This is a genomic window from Erwinia sp. E602 (genome assembly GCF_018141005.1).
Classification (GTDB): Bacteria; Pseudomonadota; Gammaproteobacteria; order Enterobacterales; family Enterobacteriaceae; genus Erwinia.
On sequence record NZ_CP046582.1, the window covers coordinates 1,289,151 to 1,309,545 of the forward strand.

Sequence of the window (20,395 nt, forward strand, 5' to 3'; positions counted from 1 at the left end):
TTATTATCACTTTCCCTCACCTGAATTGTATGGCATTGTGAAAACATGAATATTGAAATTTTAATGTTCAGGTTGGAAACGTTTTCAGTGCAGTAACCTATGATAAGTTGATTTTTTTACAATTAATGGCTGGTGGTTTTTACAGGAGGTTTTATGAATGCGAGAAAAAGGGATGGCCATGACGGTTATAGAATAAGTAACTTATTTTATTTAAATGTGTTTTTTTCAGTGTTTTCCTCGGTTTGTGTTTTTTCTTTTTATGTCATCTACCCCGAGTCAGACTTTGTGCGATGGGTGATTCGATACGTGAGTGACTGGCCGGCAATAATATCATATCATCATTATGCACTAAGCGTTTTTTTGAGTGCTTATGTAAAGACGGCACCTTTTTTTGGATTTTTATGGTTCATTTTTTCGATTGGGAAAGTAGTAATGAAAGGGAAAGGTGATTTTAAAAAGCTGCTGCATTCCTGTCTGCTTTTTCCTTTTTTTTATGTTGCAGTGTTTTTATTTATGATGTTTTGCAATCATGATATTACGGAGTCTGGCAGGTTTGTAAAATACATATCGAGAAATGAGTATTTTCTGTTGATTTATTTTGCATGTATACATTTTTCTGTGTCAATGTTGACCTATTTTCTTTTTTTATTTCCTTATGTGACATGTTTGTTTTATAAGGATAAAAAAAGGGGGCACTCTTCCCCCTGATATCAGCCTGTCAATGCGCAGGCTTGATTAGCTCATTGTTAATACGATCTACAAGCTTATCATCTATGAAAGAGGCTAATATTCCAATGATAATAACCCCGGCAATTGTCACCGCAGTGAGAGGCATTCCAAAAAGGAGGGCAAGGTAAGGTGCAACAAAGTTTGAGAGTATAGCCAAAGCGCCACCCGCGACAAGGCCACCGACAACCCATGATTCCACTTCAAGCATCAGGGGGCCCCAGTCACCGGTTTCAAAACCGATGATAGTTTTCTGGCGAACGTTTTCTATCTTAACGGCCAGGTTTGCATATGCAAACGACTTACTTATCCGCTTAATATTTTTTGCTATGTCATCAGCTTCCAGTGACTTAATTGCGTTGGTGATGGCGACCTTGTCGGCATCATTTATAGCCATTGCAGGGTTTTTAGTTATTTTATTGATTGATTTCAGAGCATCATCATAACTTCTTATTTTCTTGCCCTGGAAATTTTTGATGTCTTCTGCAATTTCATTTGCGATAGTGCTGTATTTATCACCAAGCAACTTACTGAGTTCATTACCTGTTCCGGATAAGTTATAACTTGATTTTAACAGAAAATCCACCTCGTCATTTTTATTTTTATCGCGAATGTCATTGATCAGACTTATTTCAGCCATGGCCTGGCTGGTTGCTTTTTTTGCGTTTCTAACGCGCTGCCCTGCCTGTCCACTTTCAGCATCAAGTTTATTAACAGCAATGGTATTGTTAAGTGTTTTTAATCTGGCGTCTGAGATATCACCCTTAAAATTAATTCTGGGAGATGTCAGCATAAATTTGATATTATCATTAATTACAGGTTTAGGTGTAGCCCCCGGGTTACCTGTTCCATTAATTATCCCTGAAGGAGGAGGGCCAAGTCGTACACCGTATGTACCAATTACAGTGGCACCTGCAGGGACCGTAGGGGAGCCATCGACAAATCTCACCCCTATAACGTCTCCCTCGTCACCAATAAAATAATTTTTAAAAATAGAGGGATCCAGTCCTGCCCCTCTGGCTAGTTGATCGCCAACAGATTTAGCTACCATGCTGCCAGTTTTATTGTTGCCAGCATTACCGTCTCCTTTGTTGCCGCTATGGCCGCCATTGTTACCGTTGCCACCCGGTGGCCTGCCTGGGCCGACATTTCCGGTCACCGTCATAGAACCTCTATCATTACTCATACATGGCTCCTTGTAGAAGAATGTAGTGGTTTAACTTCTGGTACAAATAAACGCTACAGTTGTAAATTTTCACTGTCATTGTGTGCCTTAACGCTATTCATGCCGGCACCTATTGCAGTTCACTCTGCTGCACTATCACCCAGTTTTGCTCCCCGTCCGGCGTGGCGCCCGCTGCCTTCTGCCGGGAAACCACCTTCCTTAAAAACAGCTTCAGCCGGCTGCGTGTCTCCTCGCTGCGGTTGATCCACAGCCGCAGCCCACCCTGTGCCACGTTGGCCCCGTTCAGCAGCATAAACGTATCTGATCCAAGGGTATCGCCGCCCACCAGAATTGGCTTACGCCACTGATCGATATAGGCCAGAATGGTGCCCGCTTTGCCTTCGTACCAGGTCATCGGACCGATCAGATAAGGGGTCAGTACCAGGCTGTCGTTGCCTCCGGGCGTATAAACTCCCGTACGGATCTGCTTACGCGCGGTGGTCAGTGCGCCGGTGACGGGATCGCGAAGCAGCGTGTTGATCCCCAGCACGTTTTCCGGCGGCACGTTATAACCGTACTGGGGATCGCTGGCGATGATCCTCGCCAGCTCTTCATGCGCGGCGCTGATGATATAGACGCGAATGCCACTCTCACGCAGCTTACTGAACAGCTCCTGCATACCCGGCAGCGGCTTTGGCGGCCAGACCAGGCCGGGATGTGGCTGGCCATTATGCATTTTCACTACCGCGATCGCTTTTTGCTCTTTCATCATTGCCGTGACAAATTCTTTCAGCTCGGCGATGGAAAAACCGGCAAAAATCTGTGCAGCCCACGGATAGCAGATCATTTCATCCTGTTGACACAGGCGGTGGTAGTAACTAAAAAGACTCTCCGGCGCACCGGGACGATCGTCGAACGGCATCAACTGCAGTGAAACCGGCATGGTTTTGCGCGTCAGCAGCTGTCGCTGCTCCAGCCAGGGGATCAGTGCTTCCTCAATATCATTCTGATCGATGGTATTATCGAGATCGAATACCGCAAATTCACCCTGGTTCGCGTGCTGTTTAATCAGAGCACTCAGCTGTGCTGCCTGTTTTACCGGCCAGTGCTGCAGTTCAGTTGCATGGCTGCTGAGAGCGGCGAGCAGGATGAAAATCAGCAGCCCGCTGCGCAGCGAGGATAAATAAGACATAAACGCTCCCTGTTAACGCGTGGAGATAGTGACTAAACGAAATCATTGTCACTCTAAGGATTACAGACGCCATCGGCAATTGCCGATCGAGCCATAAACCCGGAGATCGCATTTCGGGTTAAGGTTTCATGATCGCAGGGGAGTTGTGGTAAACTTTTGCCGTTTTCTGCAAGCGTAAACCCTGAGGTGATTCTGAACACGCCGGCACAGCTTTCACTGCCACTTTATCTGCCCGACGACGAAACCTTTGCCAGCTTCTGGCCGGGGGAGAACCCTTCGCTGTTAGCGGCGCTCCAGGGCGCTTTACACCAGGAACACGGCAGCTATCTGTACTTCTGGTCGCGTCAGGGCGGGGGACGCAGCCATCTGCTGCACGCCGCCTGCGCCGAGCTGTCGGCTAAGGGCGAGGCGGTTGGCTATGTACCGCTGGATAAACGTACCTGGTTTGTGCCGGAAGTGCTGGACGGTATGGAGCAGCTGGCGCTGGTCTGTATTGACAATATTGAGTGCATCGCCGGGGATCAGCCGTGGGAAATGGCGATCTTCGATCTCTACAACCGCATTCTGGAAACCGGTAAAACCCGCCTGCTGATCACCGGCGATCGCCCACCGCGGCAGCTGAATCTGCAGCTGCCGGATCTGGCCTCTCGCCTCGACTGGGGGCAAATCTATAAACTACAGCCACTCTCGGATGACGATAAGCTGCAGGCTCTGCAGCTGCGGGCACGACTGCGCGGGTTTGAGCTGCCTGAAGACGTCGGTCGTTTCCTGCTTAAACGGCTGGATCGCGAAATGCGCACGCTGTTTGTCACCCTCGATCAGCTGGACCGTGCCTCGATCAGCGCCCAGCGCAAACTGACCATTCCGTTTGTTAAGGAAGCGCTGGCGCTGTAACGGGTTGGTTTATTAACAACCCGCACTCACCGTAAACCGCCTCGCCCTTCTTTTACAGTATTTCCAGCACCTGTTCCGGCGGCCTGCCCAGCCGTGCTTTACCGTTGGCCACCACAATCGGACGCTCAATAAGCTGCGGGTGCGCGATTAACTCCTGCAACAACCGCGCTTCGCTCAGCGTTTCATCATGCAATCCCAGCTCTTTGCAGAGCGGTTCTTTACCGCGCAGCAGCTGACGCACGCTGCTGAATCCAAGCTGTTTCAAAAGGATTTTCAGCGTCTCTGCATCCGGCGGATTTTGCAGATAGAGCACGATGTCCGGCTCAACGCCACGTTCATTCAGCAGCGCCAGCGTCTCACGGCTCTTTGAGCAGCGTGGATTATGATAAATCTGAACCTGTGACATGGTTCCCTTCCTCCTTAAATACAAACTACGATTTCTGATACTGGCGGAAGCGCTGTTGCAGCTGCCGCAGCTGATCTATACGCGCGTCGTAGCGCGCCTGTTTCAGGCTGCCGAGCGGAGACTGCGCGCTGGCGCTGCTCAGACTGCGGATCGCCTGATCCAGCTGGCCGTCCAGCGCCAGCCCTTCCGCACGCGCCGCCTGCTCTTCGTCCGACAGCCCCTGATCGGCGCTGGCCTTCGCCAGCAGATCCCAGCCGTTGGGATCATCCTTATTGGTGAACGTATAGCGATACAGCACCTTACTGGCGTTAGCCGGCTGTTTCGCTTCAACATAGGCATTCGCCAGGTTCAGCATCAGTACCGGATTGCTGTTAATGCCCTTAGCAGCCAACAGTCGGTTAATGGCCTGCTGTGGCTGATGCAGGCCAATATCAATATCGGTCATGATATCCAGATACCACGGGTTGCCGGGCTGGCTGGCCAGCAGCGGGGCGATCTGTTTGCCGGCCTCAGCGAATTTGCTTTCGCCCAGCAGCAGTACCGCTTTACCATAGCGCGCCGCTGCCTGCTCGCGGGTATTGCCCTTCGCCAGGGTGGCAAGCAGGTCTTCGCCCAGCTGATTTTTGCCGGTGGCGAACATCCCCAGCGCGCGGACTTTGGCCATGTAGTAATCCTGTGACGACTGCACCACTACCGGCTTCATCTGGTTGGCGCGGTTACGCGCATCGGCCAGGCGGCTGTCCGGCAGCGGGTGGGTCAGCAGAATTTCCGGCGGTTTAGACGTAAACCGCGAGGCATCGGCCAGCTTCTGCAGGAAGGCCGGCATCGCTTCCGGGTCAAACCCCGCCCGCTGCAGCACCTGAATGCCAATGCGGTCAGCCTCCTGTTCGTTCTGCTGGGTAAAGCTGATTACCCCCTGCTGGGTGCCGGCCAGGGTGCCAGCCAGCCCCGCCATACCCGCCTGCGGGCTGGCCATCGCCAGCAGAATCGACCCCAGCGCGCCGACCCAGGTCAGCGGAGCGCTGCGCTGCTGATCTTCCATTGCGCGCGCCAGGTGGCGCTGGGTGACGTGCGAGATCTCATGCGCCATCACCGAGGCCAGCTGGCTTTCATTATCGCTGTAGCGGAACAGGGCAGAGTGCAGCACCACGTTGCCGCCGAAGAAGGCAAAGGCGTTAATTTCATCGTTGCGGATCAGATAAAAGTGGAACGGTGTCTTCACCGACCAGGCGTGGGAAACCAGCCGTTGCCCCAGCTGGTTGATGTACTGGCTAAGCAGCGGGTCATTAATGATCGGCGCGCTGCCGCGCAGCTGGCGCACGTAAAAGTCGCCCATCTGCAGTTCCTGGCCGATCGACAGCGTGGCGCCCGCGGTGGTGCCAATATCCGGCAGATTGTCGCTAATATCAGCGGCCACCGGCAGCGCGGGCAGGGCCGTGGCGGTCAGGATTGTTGCGGCCAGCAGGCTTTTTTTCAATCGCATAAGCATAGGTAAACCCTAATAAGGACATCCAGATTTGAACGGCAAAACGCCGAAATGTTCTTTCCCGTGCCGCAACGCAGAGCACGTATTCCTGCCATCTTAACCATCAGGCGAGGTGATGGAAATGGCTAATGACCCGTTGCGATGCCCCCTCGACGGGAGTACCGAAAAACGCGTCCATTCTGTTACCGCGCTCACGTAAATTGTTTTCAAACCCGTACAGCCGTGTACAATTGACGGGCAATTCACCAGGGCATTACACACACGCTTATTACAACGCGCATAAAAAAATATTAAGGCGCTACCATGACATTTATCACAACGGTGAGCCGGTGATGAGGATTCTGCGCCTCAAAACCGACTTGCGCACCCTGATCACGCTGCTGGCGGTCGCCAGCATTGTGATTACGCTCGCCAATTCCCTGTACGCCAGCTGGCGGGTACAGCGCGACGTGCTGATCGGTAATACGCTGGAAGCAAACCGCGTTTACGCCACCAAGCTGGCCTCCACCACTGAACTGTTCTTCCAGCTGGCCCAGTCACAGCTGGCCTACAGTGCCAGAACGCTGAGTGAGGGCATCGACAACGATGCGACACTGCAGGCGGAAGTAGACCGGCTGCGTGAGCAAACCAACAGCTTTAACTCGGTGGTGATCGTTGACGCTAACGGCTGGGTCAAAGCGATCTCCCCTGAGTCGCTGATGCTGAAAGGCATGCACCTGAATTCGGGGGCCGCGCGCCAGGCGTTGTCACAGCGTAAGCCGTTGATCAGCGAGCCGACCATCTCTGCCGCCAGTAACCTGATGGTGTTTGTTTCCTGGCCCATCTGGTCGAAAACCGGCAGCTACCTGGGGTATGTTGGCGGCTCCATCTACCTGAAAAAGAAAAGTATTCTTAACGAACTGTTGGGCGAACAGTTTTATCGTGACGGCTCGTCGCTGTTTGTGATTGATGCCGGCAATCGGGTGCTGTATCACCAGGACCCGCAGATGATCGGGCAAAAAATGCTGCCACCGGTCAGCGATGAACAACGTGCCCGCGAGGTCAACGGTTATCAGCGGGTAGCAGGCAGTAACGGCGAGCCGATGCTGGCCGGCTATGCCAGCGTGCCGGCCGCCGGCTGGACGATTGTGGCGTTGAAACCGGTCGCCGCCACCCTCACGCCCCTGAACAGCCTGCTGTTACAGGTGCTGAAACACTCGGTGCCGTTTGCGCTGCTGACGCTGATCATCGCCCTGCTGCTGGCGCGGCTGATTGCCATGCCGCTGTGGCAGCTGGCGCGTAAGGCCAGCAAAATGGATACCTCGGGCGTTTCGGGCGAGATCAACAGCATCCGCTCCTGGTACTATGAGGCCTCGCAAATCAAACGGGCAATGCTGGCCGGAATCAGCGTGATGCAGGATAAAATTGGCCGGCTGAAAAGTGAGGTGCAAACCGATCCGATGACCGGGCTGCTCAACCGCCGCGGTCTGAATGCGGTACTGGATTACTTCCTCGCTACCGCGCAGCCGTTTGCCGTACTGGCGCTGGATATTGATTTCTTCAAACGGGTAAATGATACCTGGGGCCACGACGTCGGTGATGAGGTGATCAAAGCGATTGCGGCTCAGCTGCAGCAGGGGGCGCGGCAGAGTGATGTAGTATGCCGTAACGGCGGTGAGGAGTTCCTGATGATCCTGCCTGCGGCCGATCGCGCGACGTCGCTGGCAATTGCGGAGCGGGTACGGATGCGGATTAGTGAGCGCTCACTGGAGCCGGTCGGCCACGTTACTATTTCGATTGGTGTGGCGTCGTGGTCTGCCGGCGGCGGCACCATGGAGCAGGCGTTTAAGCAGGCAGATGACGCGCTCTATCAGGCGAAAAATGCCGGGCGCAACCGAGTGACGCTGGCGGGCGGTTGCTCTGAACTACCTGCTGATAGCCACTCTCTGACCCACTGAGGCCTGAAGCGGGCCGCAGGCGACCTGCGGCCCGCTTACCGTCATGCGCTTCTCAGGTAATCCATCACAATATCGTGGTGGTTACTGGTTTTGAAATCATCAAAGACTTTCTCAACCTTACCGTCAGTGCCCACGAGGAAGCTGATGCGGTGGATCCCGTCATAGGTTTTCCCCATGAAGGTCTTCTCGCCCCAGATACCAAACTGTTCACAAACCTGGTGATCTTCATCGGACAGCAGGGTGAAATTCAGCAGTTCTTTCTCAACAAAACGCGACAGTTTTTCCGGTTTATCGGTGCTGATCCCCAGCACATCAACGCCTGCTTGTTTCAGCTCATCCATGCTGTCGCGCAGACCACACGCCTGTACGGTGCAGCCCGGCGTCATCGCCTTCGGGTAGAAATAGACCAGAACGCGCTGTCCCTGGAAGTCGGCTAAATTAACTTGTTCGCCATCCTGATCGGGCAAACTAAATTTCGGTGCAACATCACCGGCTTTCAGTGGATTCATTACTACTCTCCGTATTTATTCGTCATGCTGTGGGTAAGGTCTGAACGGTTTCTCATCAGGATGGCAGCCGATCAGGCACCATGATGAGAGACGGTCCTAATAGTGCCCTGAGCCTGGAGTTCTGTACATAGGTGGTTGAACGCTTGCTCGATAAATGAGGCATCCGGGCTGGCGGGGCTGTGTGCCGTGATCTGAATATAGAGTAACGGGGGTTGGTTTTCATCCGCCGGCTGCGTGCGGGAAACCAGTTCTGCAATCGTCATCTGATGGCTGTCAAACAGGTCGGTAAACCGCTCGATGATGTGCGGCGAGTCGGCCACTTCAACCTGCACCCACACGGTGGCCGGCATCGGCGGACGTGGGGTAGCATGCGTCCGCTTCATCACAATCAACAGCTCCAGCTCGGCCCCTTTTAACGGCAGGGTCGACTCAATCAGGGTGATGGCGTTCCAGCTGCCGGAAAGCAGCATGATAAAGGTGAACTCATCGCCCAGCATAGCCAGCCGGCTATCCTCGATATTACATCCGCAGCTGCTGACGTGGCGGGTAATGGCATTAACGATGCCGGGGCGGTCAACCCCCAGCGCGGTGATAACCAGATGCTGTTGTGAAGAGTGTGGCAAAATCGGGCTTCCTGTCTAAAAACTAATAACCCTAAGGTAAACATAAAAAAAACTGCTGACAAGCGCCTGAGCCGCCTTGTCCCCTTGCTTTTATGACGTGCTCCCCCGTACCATGAAGCACTTGTTTGTGGAGGGAATGACCAATGTTTACGGGAAGTCTTGTAGCGATCATCACGCCAATGGATGACAAAGGCAACGTTTGCCGTGCGAGCCTGAAAAAACTGATTGATTACCATGTTGCCAGCGGAACCGCGGCAATTGTTTCTGTAGGAACCACCGGCGAATCTGCCACCCTGAGCCATGAAGAGCACGGCGACGTGGTGATGCTGACGCTGGAACTCGCTGACGGTCGCATTCCGATCATTGCCGGCACCGGGGCCAATGCCACTGCCGAGGGCGTTTCTCTCACTAAACGTTTTAATAATTCAGGGGTTATTGGCTGCCTGTCAGTGACGCCTTACTATAACCGTCCGACGCAGGAAGGGTTGTACCAGCACTTTAAAACGATTGCTGAAAGCACCGACCTGCCGCAGATGCTGTATAACGTTCCTTCCCGTACCGGCTGCGATCTGCTGCCGGAAACCGTGGGTCGCCTGGCTAAAATTAAAAATATTATCGGAATCAAAGAAGCCACCGGGAACTTATCGCGGGTTAGTCAGATCCAAGAGCTGGTTGATGAAGACTTTGTGCTGGTTAGCGGCGATGACGCAACGGCGCTGGACTTTATGCAACTGGGCGGCCACGGGGTGATTTCGGTGACGGCGAACATCGCCGCGCGTGAAATGGTTGAACTTTGCGCTCTGGCAAAAGAGGGCAGGTTTGCCGACGCGCGCCGCCTGAACCAGCGCCTGATGCACCTGCATCAGAAGCTGTTTGTTGAACCCAATCCTATTCCAGTCAAGTGGGCTGCGAAGCGTTTAGGATTAATTGCAACCGACACGCTGCGTCTGCCAATGACGCCGCTGACCGATGCCGGTGGTCCGGTTGTAGAGCAGGCGCTGATCAAAGCCGGCCTGCTGTAAATTTAGGGAGAAGTAATGGCTTACTCAGTACAAAAGTCCACGGTAGCGAAAGCGGTGGGGCTGTCGTTAGTGATGCTGCTGGCAGCATGTTCAAGCGACCAGCGTTATAAGCGTCAGGTTAGCGGTGATGAATCCTACCTGAAATCGCCGGAGCTCCGCGATCTGCACGCACCTGCGGGCATGATCCTGCCGGTGGAAAATGGCGATTATGAGATCCCATCCGCAAGCAGTCAGGGCCAGGTCGGTAAGCAACTGGATATTCGTCCGCCGTCCCAGACGCTGGCGCTGATGAACGGCACCCGCACCCAGTTTGCAGGCAACAGCGGAATTCTGCTGGTGGACAGCCGCAGCGGTTCACTGTGGCCGCAGGTGGTAAGTGCGGTGGAAGCGGCGAAGTTCCCGGTTGCCAGCCGTCAGGATGCCAGCCAGTCGCTGACCACTGACTGGGTGCAGTGGAACCGCGCCGATGAAGACCATCAGTACCGTGGCCGTTACCAGATCAGCGTGCAGCAGCAGGGTTATCAGCAGGCGCTGACCGTCAAGCTGCTGGAGCTGGAGCAGGAAGGTAAAGCCGTTAATTCGCCGGTGCAGCTGCAGCGTTACACCGCGCAGATGCTGAACGAAATCAGCACCGGCCTGGATAAAGACGAAACACGCCGTGAAGATGCCGCCGCTAATCGCAGCGTCAGCCAGATCGACGTGCAGAGTGGTGCCGATGATACCGGCCTGCCAAACCTGATTGTCCGTGCACCGTTTAACGCGGTCTGGCAGCGTCTGCCGGCCACGCTGAACCGTGTGGGCATGGAAGTGACTGACAGCAACCGTTCACAGGGCAGCCTGGAGGTTACCTACAAGGCACCGTCCGACAGCACCTGGGATACCCTGGGCGCGAAAGACCCGCAGTTGACTAACGGCAAGTATAAGCTGCAGGTCGGTGACCTCGACAACCGCAGCAGCCTGCAGTTCCTCGATCCGAAGGGGCATCCGCTCACCCAGTCGCAGAACGATGCGCTGGTGGCCGTGTTCCAGGCGGCATTCAGGTAAGCCAGAAGGCCGGGAGAAATCCCGGCCTTTTTTTATTTCTTTTCAGTTTACGTAAACGATTGCTTCGGTTTTTAAGCCGGGGCACATATAATTCCCCCGCAGAAAATTTGTAGCGGTTGGCGATGCCGACCCGACAGTATTCACTACCCGGTCGATGTTCAGGGTACTCACGTTGGAGTTAAACAAGATGCAAAAAAAAGCTGAGTTGTATCGCGGCAAAGCGAAAACCGTTTACAGCACCGAAAACCCGGATCTGTTGGTACTCGAATTCCGTAATGATACGTCAGCGCTGGACGGTGAGCGTATCGAGCAGTTTGATCGTAAGGGAATGATTAACAATAAGTTCAATCACTTCATCATGACTAAACTGCAGGAAGCCGGTATCCCAACGCAGATGGAAGCCCTGCTTTCAGATAACGAAGCGCTGGTGAAAAAGCTGGATATGGTGCCGGTAGAGTGCGTAGTACGTAACCGTGCTGCCGGCTCGCTGGTGAAGCGTCTGGGTGTGGAAGAGGGCCTAATCCTTAACCCGCCACTGTTTGACCTGTTCCTGAAAGACGATGCTAAACACGATCCGATGGTCAATGAGTCTTACTGCGAGACCTTCGGCTGGGTGAACAAAGAGAACCTGGCGCGGATGCGCGAACTGACCTATAAGGCTAACGACGTGCTGAGCAAGCTGTTCGCCGACGCAGGTCTGATCCTCGTTGACTTCAAGCTGGAATTTGGCCTGTTTAACGGTGAAGTGGTGCTCGGCGATGAGTTCTCGCCGGACGGTGCCCGCCTGTGGGACAAAGAGACCCTTGAGAAGCTGGACAAAGACCGTTACCGTCAGAGCCTCGGTGGCCTGATTGAAGCCTACGAAGAAGTGGCTAATCGTCTGGGCGTCAAGCTCGACTAACGCCGCGCCATCTTTCCTCCGGGTAAGCTGCCCTTTCCCCGCCTGACCGGCGTGGAAAGGGCGTGATGGATAGCCACCTTCTGCCACTTCGTCTTAGCTGCTTTGCTTCTGCTCCGTTTCCCGTTCTCTTGCTTTGAAAGAGTGCTGTTCTGCGTTGCCAGACAGGGCTGAACCACCGTGATCGCCTACCTCCCTCGTCACTCCTCCCAAACTCCCTGTTTACTCCCCCGGAAAGGGCGTCTGTTTTCGCTATCTGGCAGGGTTGGTCTGGTGTCTGCCCTGAACTCCTCCGATCGCTAACGCCTTTGCCGCTGGTTTTCCCCCCCAGGCACGACTAGAATTGCCCTATCAAACGCACTGAACATCAAAGAGGCCGCTATGCGCTGGCAGGGACGTCGCGAAAGCGACAATGTGGAAGACCGACGTAACCAGTCGGGTAGCGTCGGCGGTGGGCGTATGCGCATTCCGCGCGGCAAGGGCGGTATTGTTTTGCTGCTGCTGGTGATGGTGGCCGGCTACTACGGCTACGACCTCACGCCGCTGCTAACCGGCGACGGCAGCTCGCTGTCGCAGAGCGGCCAGCAACAGCAGCGCAGCACGCCGCAGGATGACGAAGCGGCGCGCTTCAGCCGTACCATCTTCGCCTTTACCGAAGATACCTGGCAGCAGCTGTTTAAGCAGATGGACAAACCCTGGCAACCGCCGGTGCTGGTGATGTACCGCAATCAGACATCAACCGCCTGCGGCACCGGCCAGTCGGCGATGGGGCCATTCTACTGCCCGGCGGACAGCAAGGTGTATATCGACCTCTCTTTTTACGACGAAATGAAAACCAAACTCGGCGCGGGCGGCGAATTTGCGCAGGCCTACGTGATTGCGCACGAGGTTGGGCACCACGTGCAGCACCTGCTGGGCATTGAGCAACGCGTGCGGCAGATGCAGCAGGGCGCCAGCCAGACGCAGATTAATCAGCTGTCGGTGAAGATGGAGCTGCAGGCGGACTGTTTTGCCGGCGTCTGGGGGCACTACATGATGAAAGAAAATATCCTGGAGGAAGGGGATCTGGCGTCAGCGCTGAATGCGGCTGAGGCGATCGGCGATGACAGACTGCAGCAGCGTGGGCAGGGGCAGGTGGTGCCGGACAGCTTCACCCACGGTACCTCACAGCAGCGCCAGACCTGGTTTAAACAGGGCTTTGACAGCGGCAACCCCGCGCAGTGCAACACCTTTAGCGGGTAAGCGGCGATGGATTTGCAGGACGCCACCGCGCAGCTGCTGCTGCAGGGCTGGCGGCGGCTGCTGGTAATCAGCGGTGACGACACCTGGGTGGCCCAGCGTGCGCAGGCGGTGATGGCGCAGCTGCCGGGCGACTGGCTTTATGTGGGGGATATGCCGCCCGGCGCTGCGCCGTCCGTTGCGGCATCATATTCCCGGCGATATGTTGTTGCCCCCGGTGCGGCCATTGCGACAGCCGCTACCCGGCGACAGGCTGACTCTGCAGATGTGGTCACCGGCGCACACATTGTGGTAGCAGGTGCCCGGCGGCTGGCCGCTGCCAGTCCGGCCACGTCAGACGATCGCTGCAGTGAGGACGTTACAGAGAGTCTTCCGCGACAACCTGCGCACTGCTTACCTTCTGCGGTACGCACCCTACTTGGCCGCGAGTTTCAGCACGCGGTGTTTGATGCCCGACGCGGATTTCACGCTGAGGCGCTGGCCGCGCTGGCCGGCACGCTGCGCGCCGGCAGCTGGCTGCTGCTGCTGGTACCGGAGTGGCACGGCTGGCCGCAGCAGGCGGATGAAGACTCGCTGCGCTGGAGTGAAGGCGCAGAGCCGCAATCCAGCCCACGCTTTGTTCGGCGGCTGCAGCGGCTGATGCTAGAGGACCCGCGCGTGGCGGTCTGGCGGCAGCATGCGCCGCTGGCGCTTTCCCTACTGCCCACCGCGCCCGCCTGGCTGCCCGACAACAGCCAGCAGCAGCAGATCCTTGCACAGCTGTTGCGTAGCCCGCCCGGCATCCAGGTGCTGACTGCCCCGCGCGGGCGTGGAAAATCGGCGCTGGCCGGCCTGCTTGCCGCCCGCTGGCCGGGGCGCTGCCTGGTCACCGCGCCGGCCAGGGTGGCTACCGACGTACTGGCGCAGTTTGCCGGCGAGGCGTTTCACTTTATCGCGCCGGATCGGCTCTTAGCTGAGATGAACAGCGCTGCTGATTCAGCGGCTGCAACGGGGCCGAATGCGCTTCAGCCCATGCCATTACCCTCTGATGGCTGCCCGCCGATGAAAAAGGGCGTTATGACCGGGCCAGCCCCGCAGCCACCCGCTGCAACCCGGTTCTCTCATTTTTCTGCCGACTGGCTGCTGATTGATGAGGCGGCGGCGATCCCCGCTCCGATTCTACAGCAGCTGGTCACCCGCTTCACGCGCGTGCTGCTGACCACTACCGTGCAGGGCTATGAGGGCACCGGGCGCGGCTTCCTGCTGAAGTTCTGCGCGGCGCTGCCGGAATGCCACTACTTGCGGCTGGATCCTGCGCTGCGCTGGGCGGCCGACGACCCGCTGGAAGCGTTTATCTCTAAGGCGCTGCTGCTGGACGATCGGGTGGCGGATGCCCCGGCGTGCGCCACGCGCTATCTGCCGCTTGAACAAGCGGACTGGGCGCGGCAGCCGCAACTTATGGCCGCAGTCTATCAACTGCTGACCAGCGCCCATTACCGTACCTCGCCGCTCGATTTACGGCGGATGATGGATGCGCCGGGGCAGCACTTTATCGCCGCGCAGCGTGAACAGACGGTGCAGGGGGCGTTATGGCTGGTGGAGGAGGGCGGGCTGCCTGCAGCGCTGGCCGACGCGGTGTGGGCCGGGCTGCGCCGCCCGCGCGGCAACCTGCTGGCGCAGTCGCTGGCGGCGCACGCGGGCTTCAGCGTTGCGGCTCAGCTGCGCTCGCGGCGCATCAGCCGTATCGCCGTGGCCGCGCCGCTGCGCGGTCAGGGGATCGGCCAGCAGCTGGTGGCGCACGCGCTGCAGGCGGCTGCGCGGCTGGACTACCTTTCGGTCAGCTTCGGCTTTACCGCCGGGCTGTGGCAGTTCTGGCAGCGCTGCGGCTTCCTGCTGGTGCGCATCGGCAGCCAGCGCGAGGCCAGCAGCGGCTGCTACACCGCAATGGCGATCCTGCCCCTGAGCGAAGCGGGCCACCAGCTGGCGCAGCTGGCGCAACGGCGGCTGCAGCGCCAAGGCTACTGGCTGCGCCAGTGGCTGGACGATCCGGCACTGCCGCTGGCGGCTGGCGGCGATAATCAGCTGGAAGAAGACGACTGGCGTGAACTGGCCGGCTTCGCCTGGGCGCACCGGCCGTGGGAGGCCAGCCTTGCGGCGCTGGGGCGGCTGGTCAGCCAGCCTGATAGCGGGTTACCGCTGCTGCGGGCGCTGATTCTGGAAAAGCGCAGCCCGGCGCAGATCTGCCAGCAATATGGCCTGAGCGGCCGTAAGGCGCTGCTGGCCGCCTGGCGTCAGGAGGCGCAGCAGGGGCTGCAGACGCAGGACCCGCAGCGGGCAGCCGCCTGGTGTGAGTGGGTGGGTTCGTTGCAATAAATTCACTAACCCGGTCAAAAATCCCCGGTTTTCTTTGTCCGTAGCGGGCGTATGATCCTGCCAGCACTTAAGGAGAACACCATGAACGATAACCACGAACGCCACCACGTGGTGGTGCAACAGCCGTCGCTGCCGGCCACGCAGCTGTTTCTGCTCTACCATGCGGCGGGGGATAACCCGGTGGCGATGGGCCAGATCGGCCGCTGGTTTGCCGGCGCCTTCCCGCGTGCGCTGGTGGTCAGCCTTGGCGGGCCGCAGCAGGCGCCCGACGGCGGCTATCAGTGGTTCACACCGCTCAGCGCTGAGGATAACGACCCTCAGCCGCGGGTGGATGCGGTGATGTCGACCTTTATCGCCGGCGTCCGCCACTGGCAGCAGCTGAGTGGCTTACGGGCTGACGCCACCGCGCTGGTCGGTTTCGCCCAGGGGGCCACGATGGTACTGGAAGCGGTTAAAGCGCAGCCAGAGCTGGCCGGGCGGGTGGTGGCCTTTAGCGGCGGCTACGCCACGCTGCCGCTGCGCGCGGATAACCGTACCACCATCCATCTGATCCACGGTGATGATGACCGGGTGATGCCGCTGACTCACGCGGTTGAAGCGGATGAGCGTTTAACCGCGCTGGGCGGCGACGTCACCCTGGATATCGTCGACGATCTGCCGCACGCCATCGACGACCGTGCGATGCAGTTTGCCCTCCACCGCCTGCAGACCACCGTGCCGCGCCGCTACTTCGACGAAGCGCTCGGCGGCGGTAAGCCGGGCGAAGATGATGTGATTACGCTGATGTAATACGCAAAGGGCCAGCGACGCTGGCCCTTCTGAGAGGATTACTTCTTCTTCGGCCAGTCGTCTTCGTCATCCCACTTGTGGTTGAAATCACGATGTGGCGGCAGCTCGGGACGGTTATCCATATACTTTTTATGATCGATGCGCTTCAGATCTTTATAGACGTTCATCAGAATGCCGACCATCAGCAGGATCACCAGGATCCACCAGTACTCTTTTAAAAATTCCATCGTTTCACCTTTATGCGATCAACTGCTCCATAATGCGCTGATACATGCGGCTCAGCAGCTGCAGATCGGCGGCCTTCACGCACTCATTGATCTTATGAATGGTGGCATTTACCGGACCCAGCTCCACCACCTGCGCACCCATACGGGCAATAAAGCGCCCGTCGGAGGTGCCGCCGGTGGTCTGCAACTGGGGCTTGATCTCATTATAGTGCTCAACGGCGTTAACCACCGCATCCACCAGCTTGCCGCGTGACGTCAGGAACGGCTGGCCGGAGACATTCCACTCAATGCTGTAGCGCAACTGGTGACGATCCAGCAGTTCCTGCACACGCTGTTTGATCAGCGCGTCGGTCAGCTGGGTGCTGAAGCGGAAATTAAACTGCACAAAGAAGTCACCGGGGATTACATTGTTGCTGCCGGTACCGGCCTGCACGTTAGCAATCTGCATGCTGGTCGGTGGGAAGAACTCGTTACCCTGGTCCCACACGGTAGCCACCAGCTCATTCAGTGCCGGCATCGCCCGGTGGACCGGATTATCGGCCAGGTGTGGGTAGGCAACATGCCCCTGCACGCCATGGATCGTCAGGCTGGCGGTCATCGAGCCACGACGGCCGTTTTTCACCACGTCGCCGACCACCTCGGTGCTGGATGGCTCAGCAACCAGGCAGTAGTCCAGGCGCTCGTTACGCGCCATCAGCGCTTCCACCACCTTAACCGTGCCGTTAACCGCGCTGGCCTCTTCATCAGAGGTGATTAGAAACGCCAGACGGCCTTTATGCTGTGGGTTTGATGCCACAAAACGTTCGGCTGCCACTACCATCGCCGCCAGCGAGCCTTTCATATCGGCGGCACCGCGGCCAAACAGCATGCCGTCGCGGATGGTCGGTTCAAACGGCGGGTTGATCCAGCGGCTGGCGTCACCGGTGGGTACCACGTCGGTATGGCCGGCAAAGGCGAGGGTTTCCCCCTGGCCGCGCCACGCCCAGAAGTTCAGCGTGTCGCCAAAGGTCATCGGTTCAATGGTGAAGCCCAGCGCCTGCAGGCGTGCAATCAGAATGGCCTGACAACCGGCATCATCGGGGCTGAGGGAAGGGCGACGAATAAGCTGCTGCGTCAGCTCAATGACCGGACAGTACATAATTAGGGCTTCTCCTGGATAAACGACGAGTAAGTGGCTTCACTAAAGCCCAGCAGCATAGAGCCCTGTGCGTTGCAGAGCAACGGGCGTTTGATGATTGACGGCTGCGCCAGCATCACTTCCTGCGCGGCTGCTGCATTATTCACCGCATTACGCGTCGCCTCATCCAGTTTACGCCAGGTGGTACCGCGGGTATTAAGCAGCGCCTCCCAGCCAAGCACCTCAACGAAGCGGGCTAACAGCGCCGCATCCAGCCCGTCGGCGCGGTAATCGTGGAAGCGATAGTCCACGCCCTGGCTCTCCAGGTACTTGCGCGCTTTTTTGATGGTGTCGCAGTTTTTGATGCCGTACATGGTCAGCACGTTGTTTTCATTATTGTTGTTCATTGAGTCCCCTGTCGAATGATGGCGCAACAGCTACGGTCTTAGCGCGCTGGGCAGAAAGTCGTAACATGCTGCGGGATGAGGAAGATCATGCACCATGCGCAGGGATTGATCCATCATCGCAGTATGGCTGCCCTGACTTTGATTCAAAAGCATATCCATCTGCGCGATCTCGCTGAGCTGCCTGACCGATTGGCTACGATCCTGATCGCGGGTTATCCTACGGGATAACAACTGGTCACGTTGATAAACTATATTACCCAGACAGGTGAGGAAAAAGACGCCGAAGCCTTCTTACGCGGACTGGCGCAGAAAGTGCCACAGCATGAGGAAGAACTGATGACTATTGCACAACAGCTTGAACAAAAAGGTCTGGAGAAAGGGATCCTGCCTGGCGAGCAGAAAGGGCGCCTGGAAAGCAAACTCGAAATTGCTGGCAGGTTGCTTCTGTCAGGGATGCCCCGGGTTTCTGTTAAGGAGCTTACGGGCCTTTCCGAGGATGAACTTGCGCGCATTTAGTACCGGCCTGTCGGGCAGGCATTGACCTGTGTTTAAAGCCCCCTGGCGCTGATATGCAGCACCAGGGGGCTTAAGCCATTCACCTGATTTAATTTCCGTAGGATACTTTCCCCTGGCACTGCATCTCACAGGCTACTGACAACTGTGTCTTTATGGTTGATACGTTGAATTTTTTGTGATGTTGATATTTACATTCTTCAATCATCACATGAACAGGCTGCGGACAGGAAAAATCATGCCCGAAACGGAGGGAGAGCCAGTAAAGATTAACAATCTGAGGGCTTTTCCCACCTTTCTCTTATGTAGTTCACGACACTTTTAGTCTGTTTTTCTTTAAGAAAACCACTACGGAACAGCATACATCCACTGACTTCATCCAGACAGTCGTTGAGATCAAGCTGGCGGGTTATTTCTGGAACACCGCCATTAACAGCCCAATCGGGTTCGGTTTTTGAAGGTATACCGACTTTATACAGTGCCATGCCTATAAATAAAGCTGTTCCCGTATTTCTGACGGTGTCAGCCCACCACCGGGTAATAATTTCATATTGAGCAACTTTAAGAGCAAACGTCCAGTAAATCTGAGGGGCGATATAATCGATAAGGCCATCAGTAACCCATTTCCGGGTGTCGGCATAGGCAGAATCGTAGTTGGTCAGCCCCGCACGGGTTTCTGAACCACGCGGATCGTCCGACTTGTTACGCCATACGCCGGCAGGGCTGATGCCAAATTGAATATCAGGTTTGGAATTCTTTATTACCTTCTGGCATGCCTTGACCAGTGCATAGGTATTATTCCTCCGCCAGTCGCCTTTTGTGGCAAATCCGTTGTTATATTTCAGCCAGGTGCTGTCGTCATTAAGTGCGGATGTTTTGGATTCATAGTAGAAATAGTCATCGAACTGTATGCCGTCTACGCAGTAATTATTCGCAATTTCTTCAACGATACTGACTACCCATGCCTGAACGTCCGGGATACCCGGGTTGAGCACAAAACGGGCATTCGCCACCCCTGTCCATTCTGGATGTGTTTTGAACACGGAAGACGGTGAATCTGTTGACGCATTATCGAGTTCTTCTCGGGTCGCATCGCTGTCATTCATGGCGATACGGTAAGGATTAACCCACGCGTGTAGCTCGATGTTTCTCATATGTGCTTGCTCAACAGCGAAAGCTAAGGGGTCGTAGCCAGGGTTTTTACCCAGCGTACCCGTCAGGTATTTAGACCAGGGTAGCCGTTCAGAGCGATAGAGGGCATCGGAACAGGGCACAACCTGGAGGATAACAGCATTCATATTCAGAGAAACAACATCATCCAAAATGCTTATCAGCTCCTGTTGCTGTTTTTTAATACGTTCCTCAGTATTACTGATTTTTAGTGATGCAGAAGATGGCCAGTCAAGGTTTAACACACTGGAGATCCATGTGGCTTTAATTTCTTTCTTTTTCATTTTAATTCTCCTGATGGCTGGATGATTGATCTGTTTCTAAAAAAACTCGTCAACGAGAGATGGTTAATTTAAGGCTTTCTGCTATGGATAATCAATCAAGATGTGAGGTCCTGTCAAATGGCGTTTATAGGGTTTGGCTTTTTTCGTAATTCATAGTAGTTGTATGTGTCAGGATGTGAAAGAAGTACCGTTTATGAGGGGTGGGTATGTAATATTTGTTGGGTTTTTTCTTTTGAAACGAACGCCTTCAGCATTTTTCAAATCTGATTAAAGCGTCAATAAATATTTTTGTTGTAACGATTTAATATGATGTGTTGTATTTAGGATGTTTTTAATTAACCTTTTTAATTTTCGGCTTTTTCCATTGAATAACTCTGATGGCACAACAACTTGAA

19 protein-coding genes and 1 pseudogene are annotated in these 20,395 nt (G+C 55.7%); 10 read left to right on the plus strand and 10 right to left on the minus strand.

The genetic code is table 11. The annotated features are described in order from the left end of the window. Positions 1-153: 153 nt before the first annotated feature. A complete protein-coding gene (cui, locus tag GKQ23_RS24160; protein WP_212410152.1) occupies positions 154-708 on the plus strand; it encodes a colicin immunity protein Cui in 555 nt (184 codons plus the stop codon). A gap of 10 nt (positions 709-718) precedes the next feature. Here cui and GKQ23_RS07265 read toward each other — a convergent pair whose 3' ends face one another. Both GKQ23_RS07265 and GKQ23_RS07270 read right to left on the minus strand, forming a co-directional pair. After that, positions 719-1,912: a colicin-like pore-forming protein gene (locus GKQ23_RS07265; RefSeq protein ID WP_212410153.1), complete on the minus strand. Its 1,194-nt coding sequence runs from the start codon at positions 1,910-1,912 to the stop codon at positions 719-721. A 109-nt stretch (positions 1,913-2,021) separates the two neighbouring features. Then, complete coding sequence (locus GKQ23_RS07270; protein ID WP_212410154.1) at positions 2,022-3,083, minus strand: haloacid dehalogenase-like hydrolase; 1,062 nt, start codon at positions 3,081-3,083, stop codon at positions 2,022-2,024. A gap of 192 nt (positions 3,084-3,275) precedes the next feature. Between GKQ23_RS07270 and hda the strand changes: the two genes are divergently transcribed. Next, entirely contained in the window at positions 3,276-3,977 is a 702-nt protein-coding gene (hda, locus tag GKQ23_RS07275) for a DnaA inactivator Hda (RefSeq protein ID WP_212411653.1), read from the plus strand. Between the two features lie 52 nt (positions 3,978-4,029). Here hda and arsC read toward each other — a convergent pair whose 3' ends face one another. Both arsC and GKQ23_RS07285 read right to left on the minus strand, forming a co-directional pair. Then, positions 4,030-4,383: an arsenate reductase (glutaredoxin) gene (gene arsC, locus GKQ23_RS07280; protein ID WP_056239010.1), complete on the minus strand. Its 354-nt coding sequence runs from the start codon at positions 4,381-4,383 to the stop codon at positions 4,030-4,032. A gap of 25 nt (positions 4,384-4,408) precedes the next feature. After that, entirely contained in the window at positions 4,409-5,872 is a 1,464-nt protein-coding gene (locus GKQ23_RS07285; protein ID WP_056239011.1) for a M48 family metallopeptidase, read from the minus strand. Positions 5,873-6,201: 329 nt separating this feature from the next. Between GKQ23_RS07285 and GKQ23_RS07290 the strand changes: the two genes are divergently transcribed. Beyond that, on the plus strand, positions 6,202-7,806 hold the full coding sequence (locus GKQ23_RS07290) for a sensor domain-containing diguanylate cyclase (RefSeq protein WP_212411655.1): 1,605 nt from the start codon (positions 6,202-6,204) through the stop codon (positions 7,804-7,806). A gap of 41 nt (positions 7,807-7,847) precedes the next feature. On the opposite strand, the gene bcp is transcribed toward GKQ23_RS07290, so the two are convergent. Further along, on the minus strand, positions 7,848-8,315 hold the full coding sequence (bcp, locus tag GKQ23_RS07295) for a thioredoxin-dependent thiol peroxidase (protein WP_056239015.1): 468 nt from the start codon (positions 8,313-8,315) through the stop codon (positions 7,848-7,850). Between the two features lie 71 nt (positions 8,316-8,386). Beyond that, complete coding sequence (locus GKQ23_RS07300) at positions 8,387-8,938, minus strand: glycine cleavage system transcriptional repressor (RefSeq protein WP_212410155.1); 552 nt, start codon at positions 8,936-8,938, stop codon at positions 8,387-8,389. A gap of 143 nt (positions 8,939-9,081) precedes the next feature. Here GKQ23_RS07300 and dapA point away from each other — a divergent pair, with 143 nt between their 5' ends. The 6 genes from dapA (at position 9,082) to ypfH (ending at position 16,282) form a co-directional block, all read left to right on the plus strand. Continuing rightward, entirely contained in the window at positions 9,082-9,960 is an 879-nt protein-coding gene (dapA, locus tag GKQ23_RS07305; RefSeq protein ID WP_056239020.1) for a 4-hydroxy-tetrahydrodipicolinate synthase, read from the plus strand. Between the two features lie 15 nt (positions 9,961-9,975). Next, on the plus strand, positions 9,976-11,004 hold the full coding sequence (bamC, locus tag GKQ23_RS07310; protein ID WP_056239022.1) for an outer membrane protein assembly factor BamC: 1,029 nt from the start codon (positions 9,976-9,978) through the stop codon (positions 11,002-11,004). A gap of 187 nt (positions 11,005-11,191) precedes the next feature. Next, on the plus strand, positions 11,192-11,905 hold the full coding sequence (purC, locus tag GKQ23_RS07315) for a phosphoribosylaminoimidazolesuccinocarboxamide synthase (protein ID WP_212410156.1): 714 nt from the start codon (positions 11,192-11,194) through the stop codon (positions 11,903-11,905). Between the two features lie 378 nt (positions 11,906-12,283). Continuing rightward, positions 12,284-13,144, plus strand: a complete 861-nt coding sequence (locus GKQ23_RS07320; protein ID WP_212410157.1) for a neutral zinc metallopeptidase — start codon at positions 12,284-12,286, stop codon at positions 13,142-13,144. Positions 13,145-13,150: 6 nt separating this feature from the next. Then, positions 13,151-15,493: a tRNA(Met) cytidine acetyltransferase TmcA gene (locus GKQ23_RS07325; protein ID WP_249168486.1), complete on the plus strand. Its 2,343-nt coding sequence runs from the start codon at positions 13,151-13,153 to the stop codon at positions 15,491-15,493. Between the two features lie 81 nt (positions 15,494-15,574). Then, a complete protein-coding gene (gene ypfH / locus GKQ23_RS07330; RefSeq protein WP_212410158.1) occupies positions 15,575-16,282 on the plus strand; it encodes an esterase in 708 nt (235 codons plus the stop codon). 38 nt (positions 16,283-16,320) lie between these two features. Here the strand turns inward: ypfH and GKQ23_RS07335 are convergent, their stop codons facing one another. The 3 genes from GKQ23_RS07335 to GKQ23_RS07345 are packed head-to-tail and all read right to left on the minus strand — an operon-like array spanning position 16,321 to position 18,033. Beyond that, on the minus strand, positions 16,321-16,509 hold the full coding sequence (locus tag GKQ23_RS07335) for a YpfN family protein (RefSeq protein ID WP_056239032.1): 189 nt from the start codon (positions 16,507-16,509) through the stop codon (positions 16,321-16,323). A 10-nt stretch (positions 16,510-16,519) separates the two neighbouring features. Beyond that, the gene (gene dapE, locus GKQ23_RS07340; RefSeq protein ID WP_056239035.1) at positions 16,520-17,647 is read right to left on the minus strand and encodes a succinyl-diaminopimelate desuccinylase; all 1,128 of its coding nucleotides are present in this window, start codon (positions 17,645-17,647) and stop codon (positions 16,520-16,522) included. Between the two features lie 2 nt (positions 17,648-17,649). Next, the gene (locus GKQ23_RS07345) at positions 17,650-18,033 is read right to left on the minus strand and encodes an ArsC family reductase (protein ID WP_056239038.1); all 384 of its coding nucleotides are present in this window, start codon (positions 18,031-18,033) and stop codon (positions 17,650-17,652) included. 114 nt (positions 18,034-18,147) lie between these two features. On the opposite strand from GKQ23_RS07345, the pseudogene GKQ23_RS07355 reads away from it, so the two are divergent. After that, a pseudogene (locus GKQ23_RS07355) lies at positions 18,148-18,549 on the plus strand (Rpn family recombination-promoting nuclease/putative transposase); the annotation flags it as partial. A gap of 266 nt (positions 18,550-18,815) precedes the next feature. Here GKQ23_RS07355 and GKQ23_RS07360 read toward each other — a convergent pair. Continuing rightward, positions 18,816-20,000, minus strand: a complete 1,185-nt coding sequence (locus GKQ23_RS07360) for a glycoside hydrolase family 10 protein (RefSeq protein WP_212410161.1) — start codon at positions 19,998-20,000, stop codon at positions 18,816-18,818. Positions 20,001-20,395: the final 395 nt, after the last annotated feature.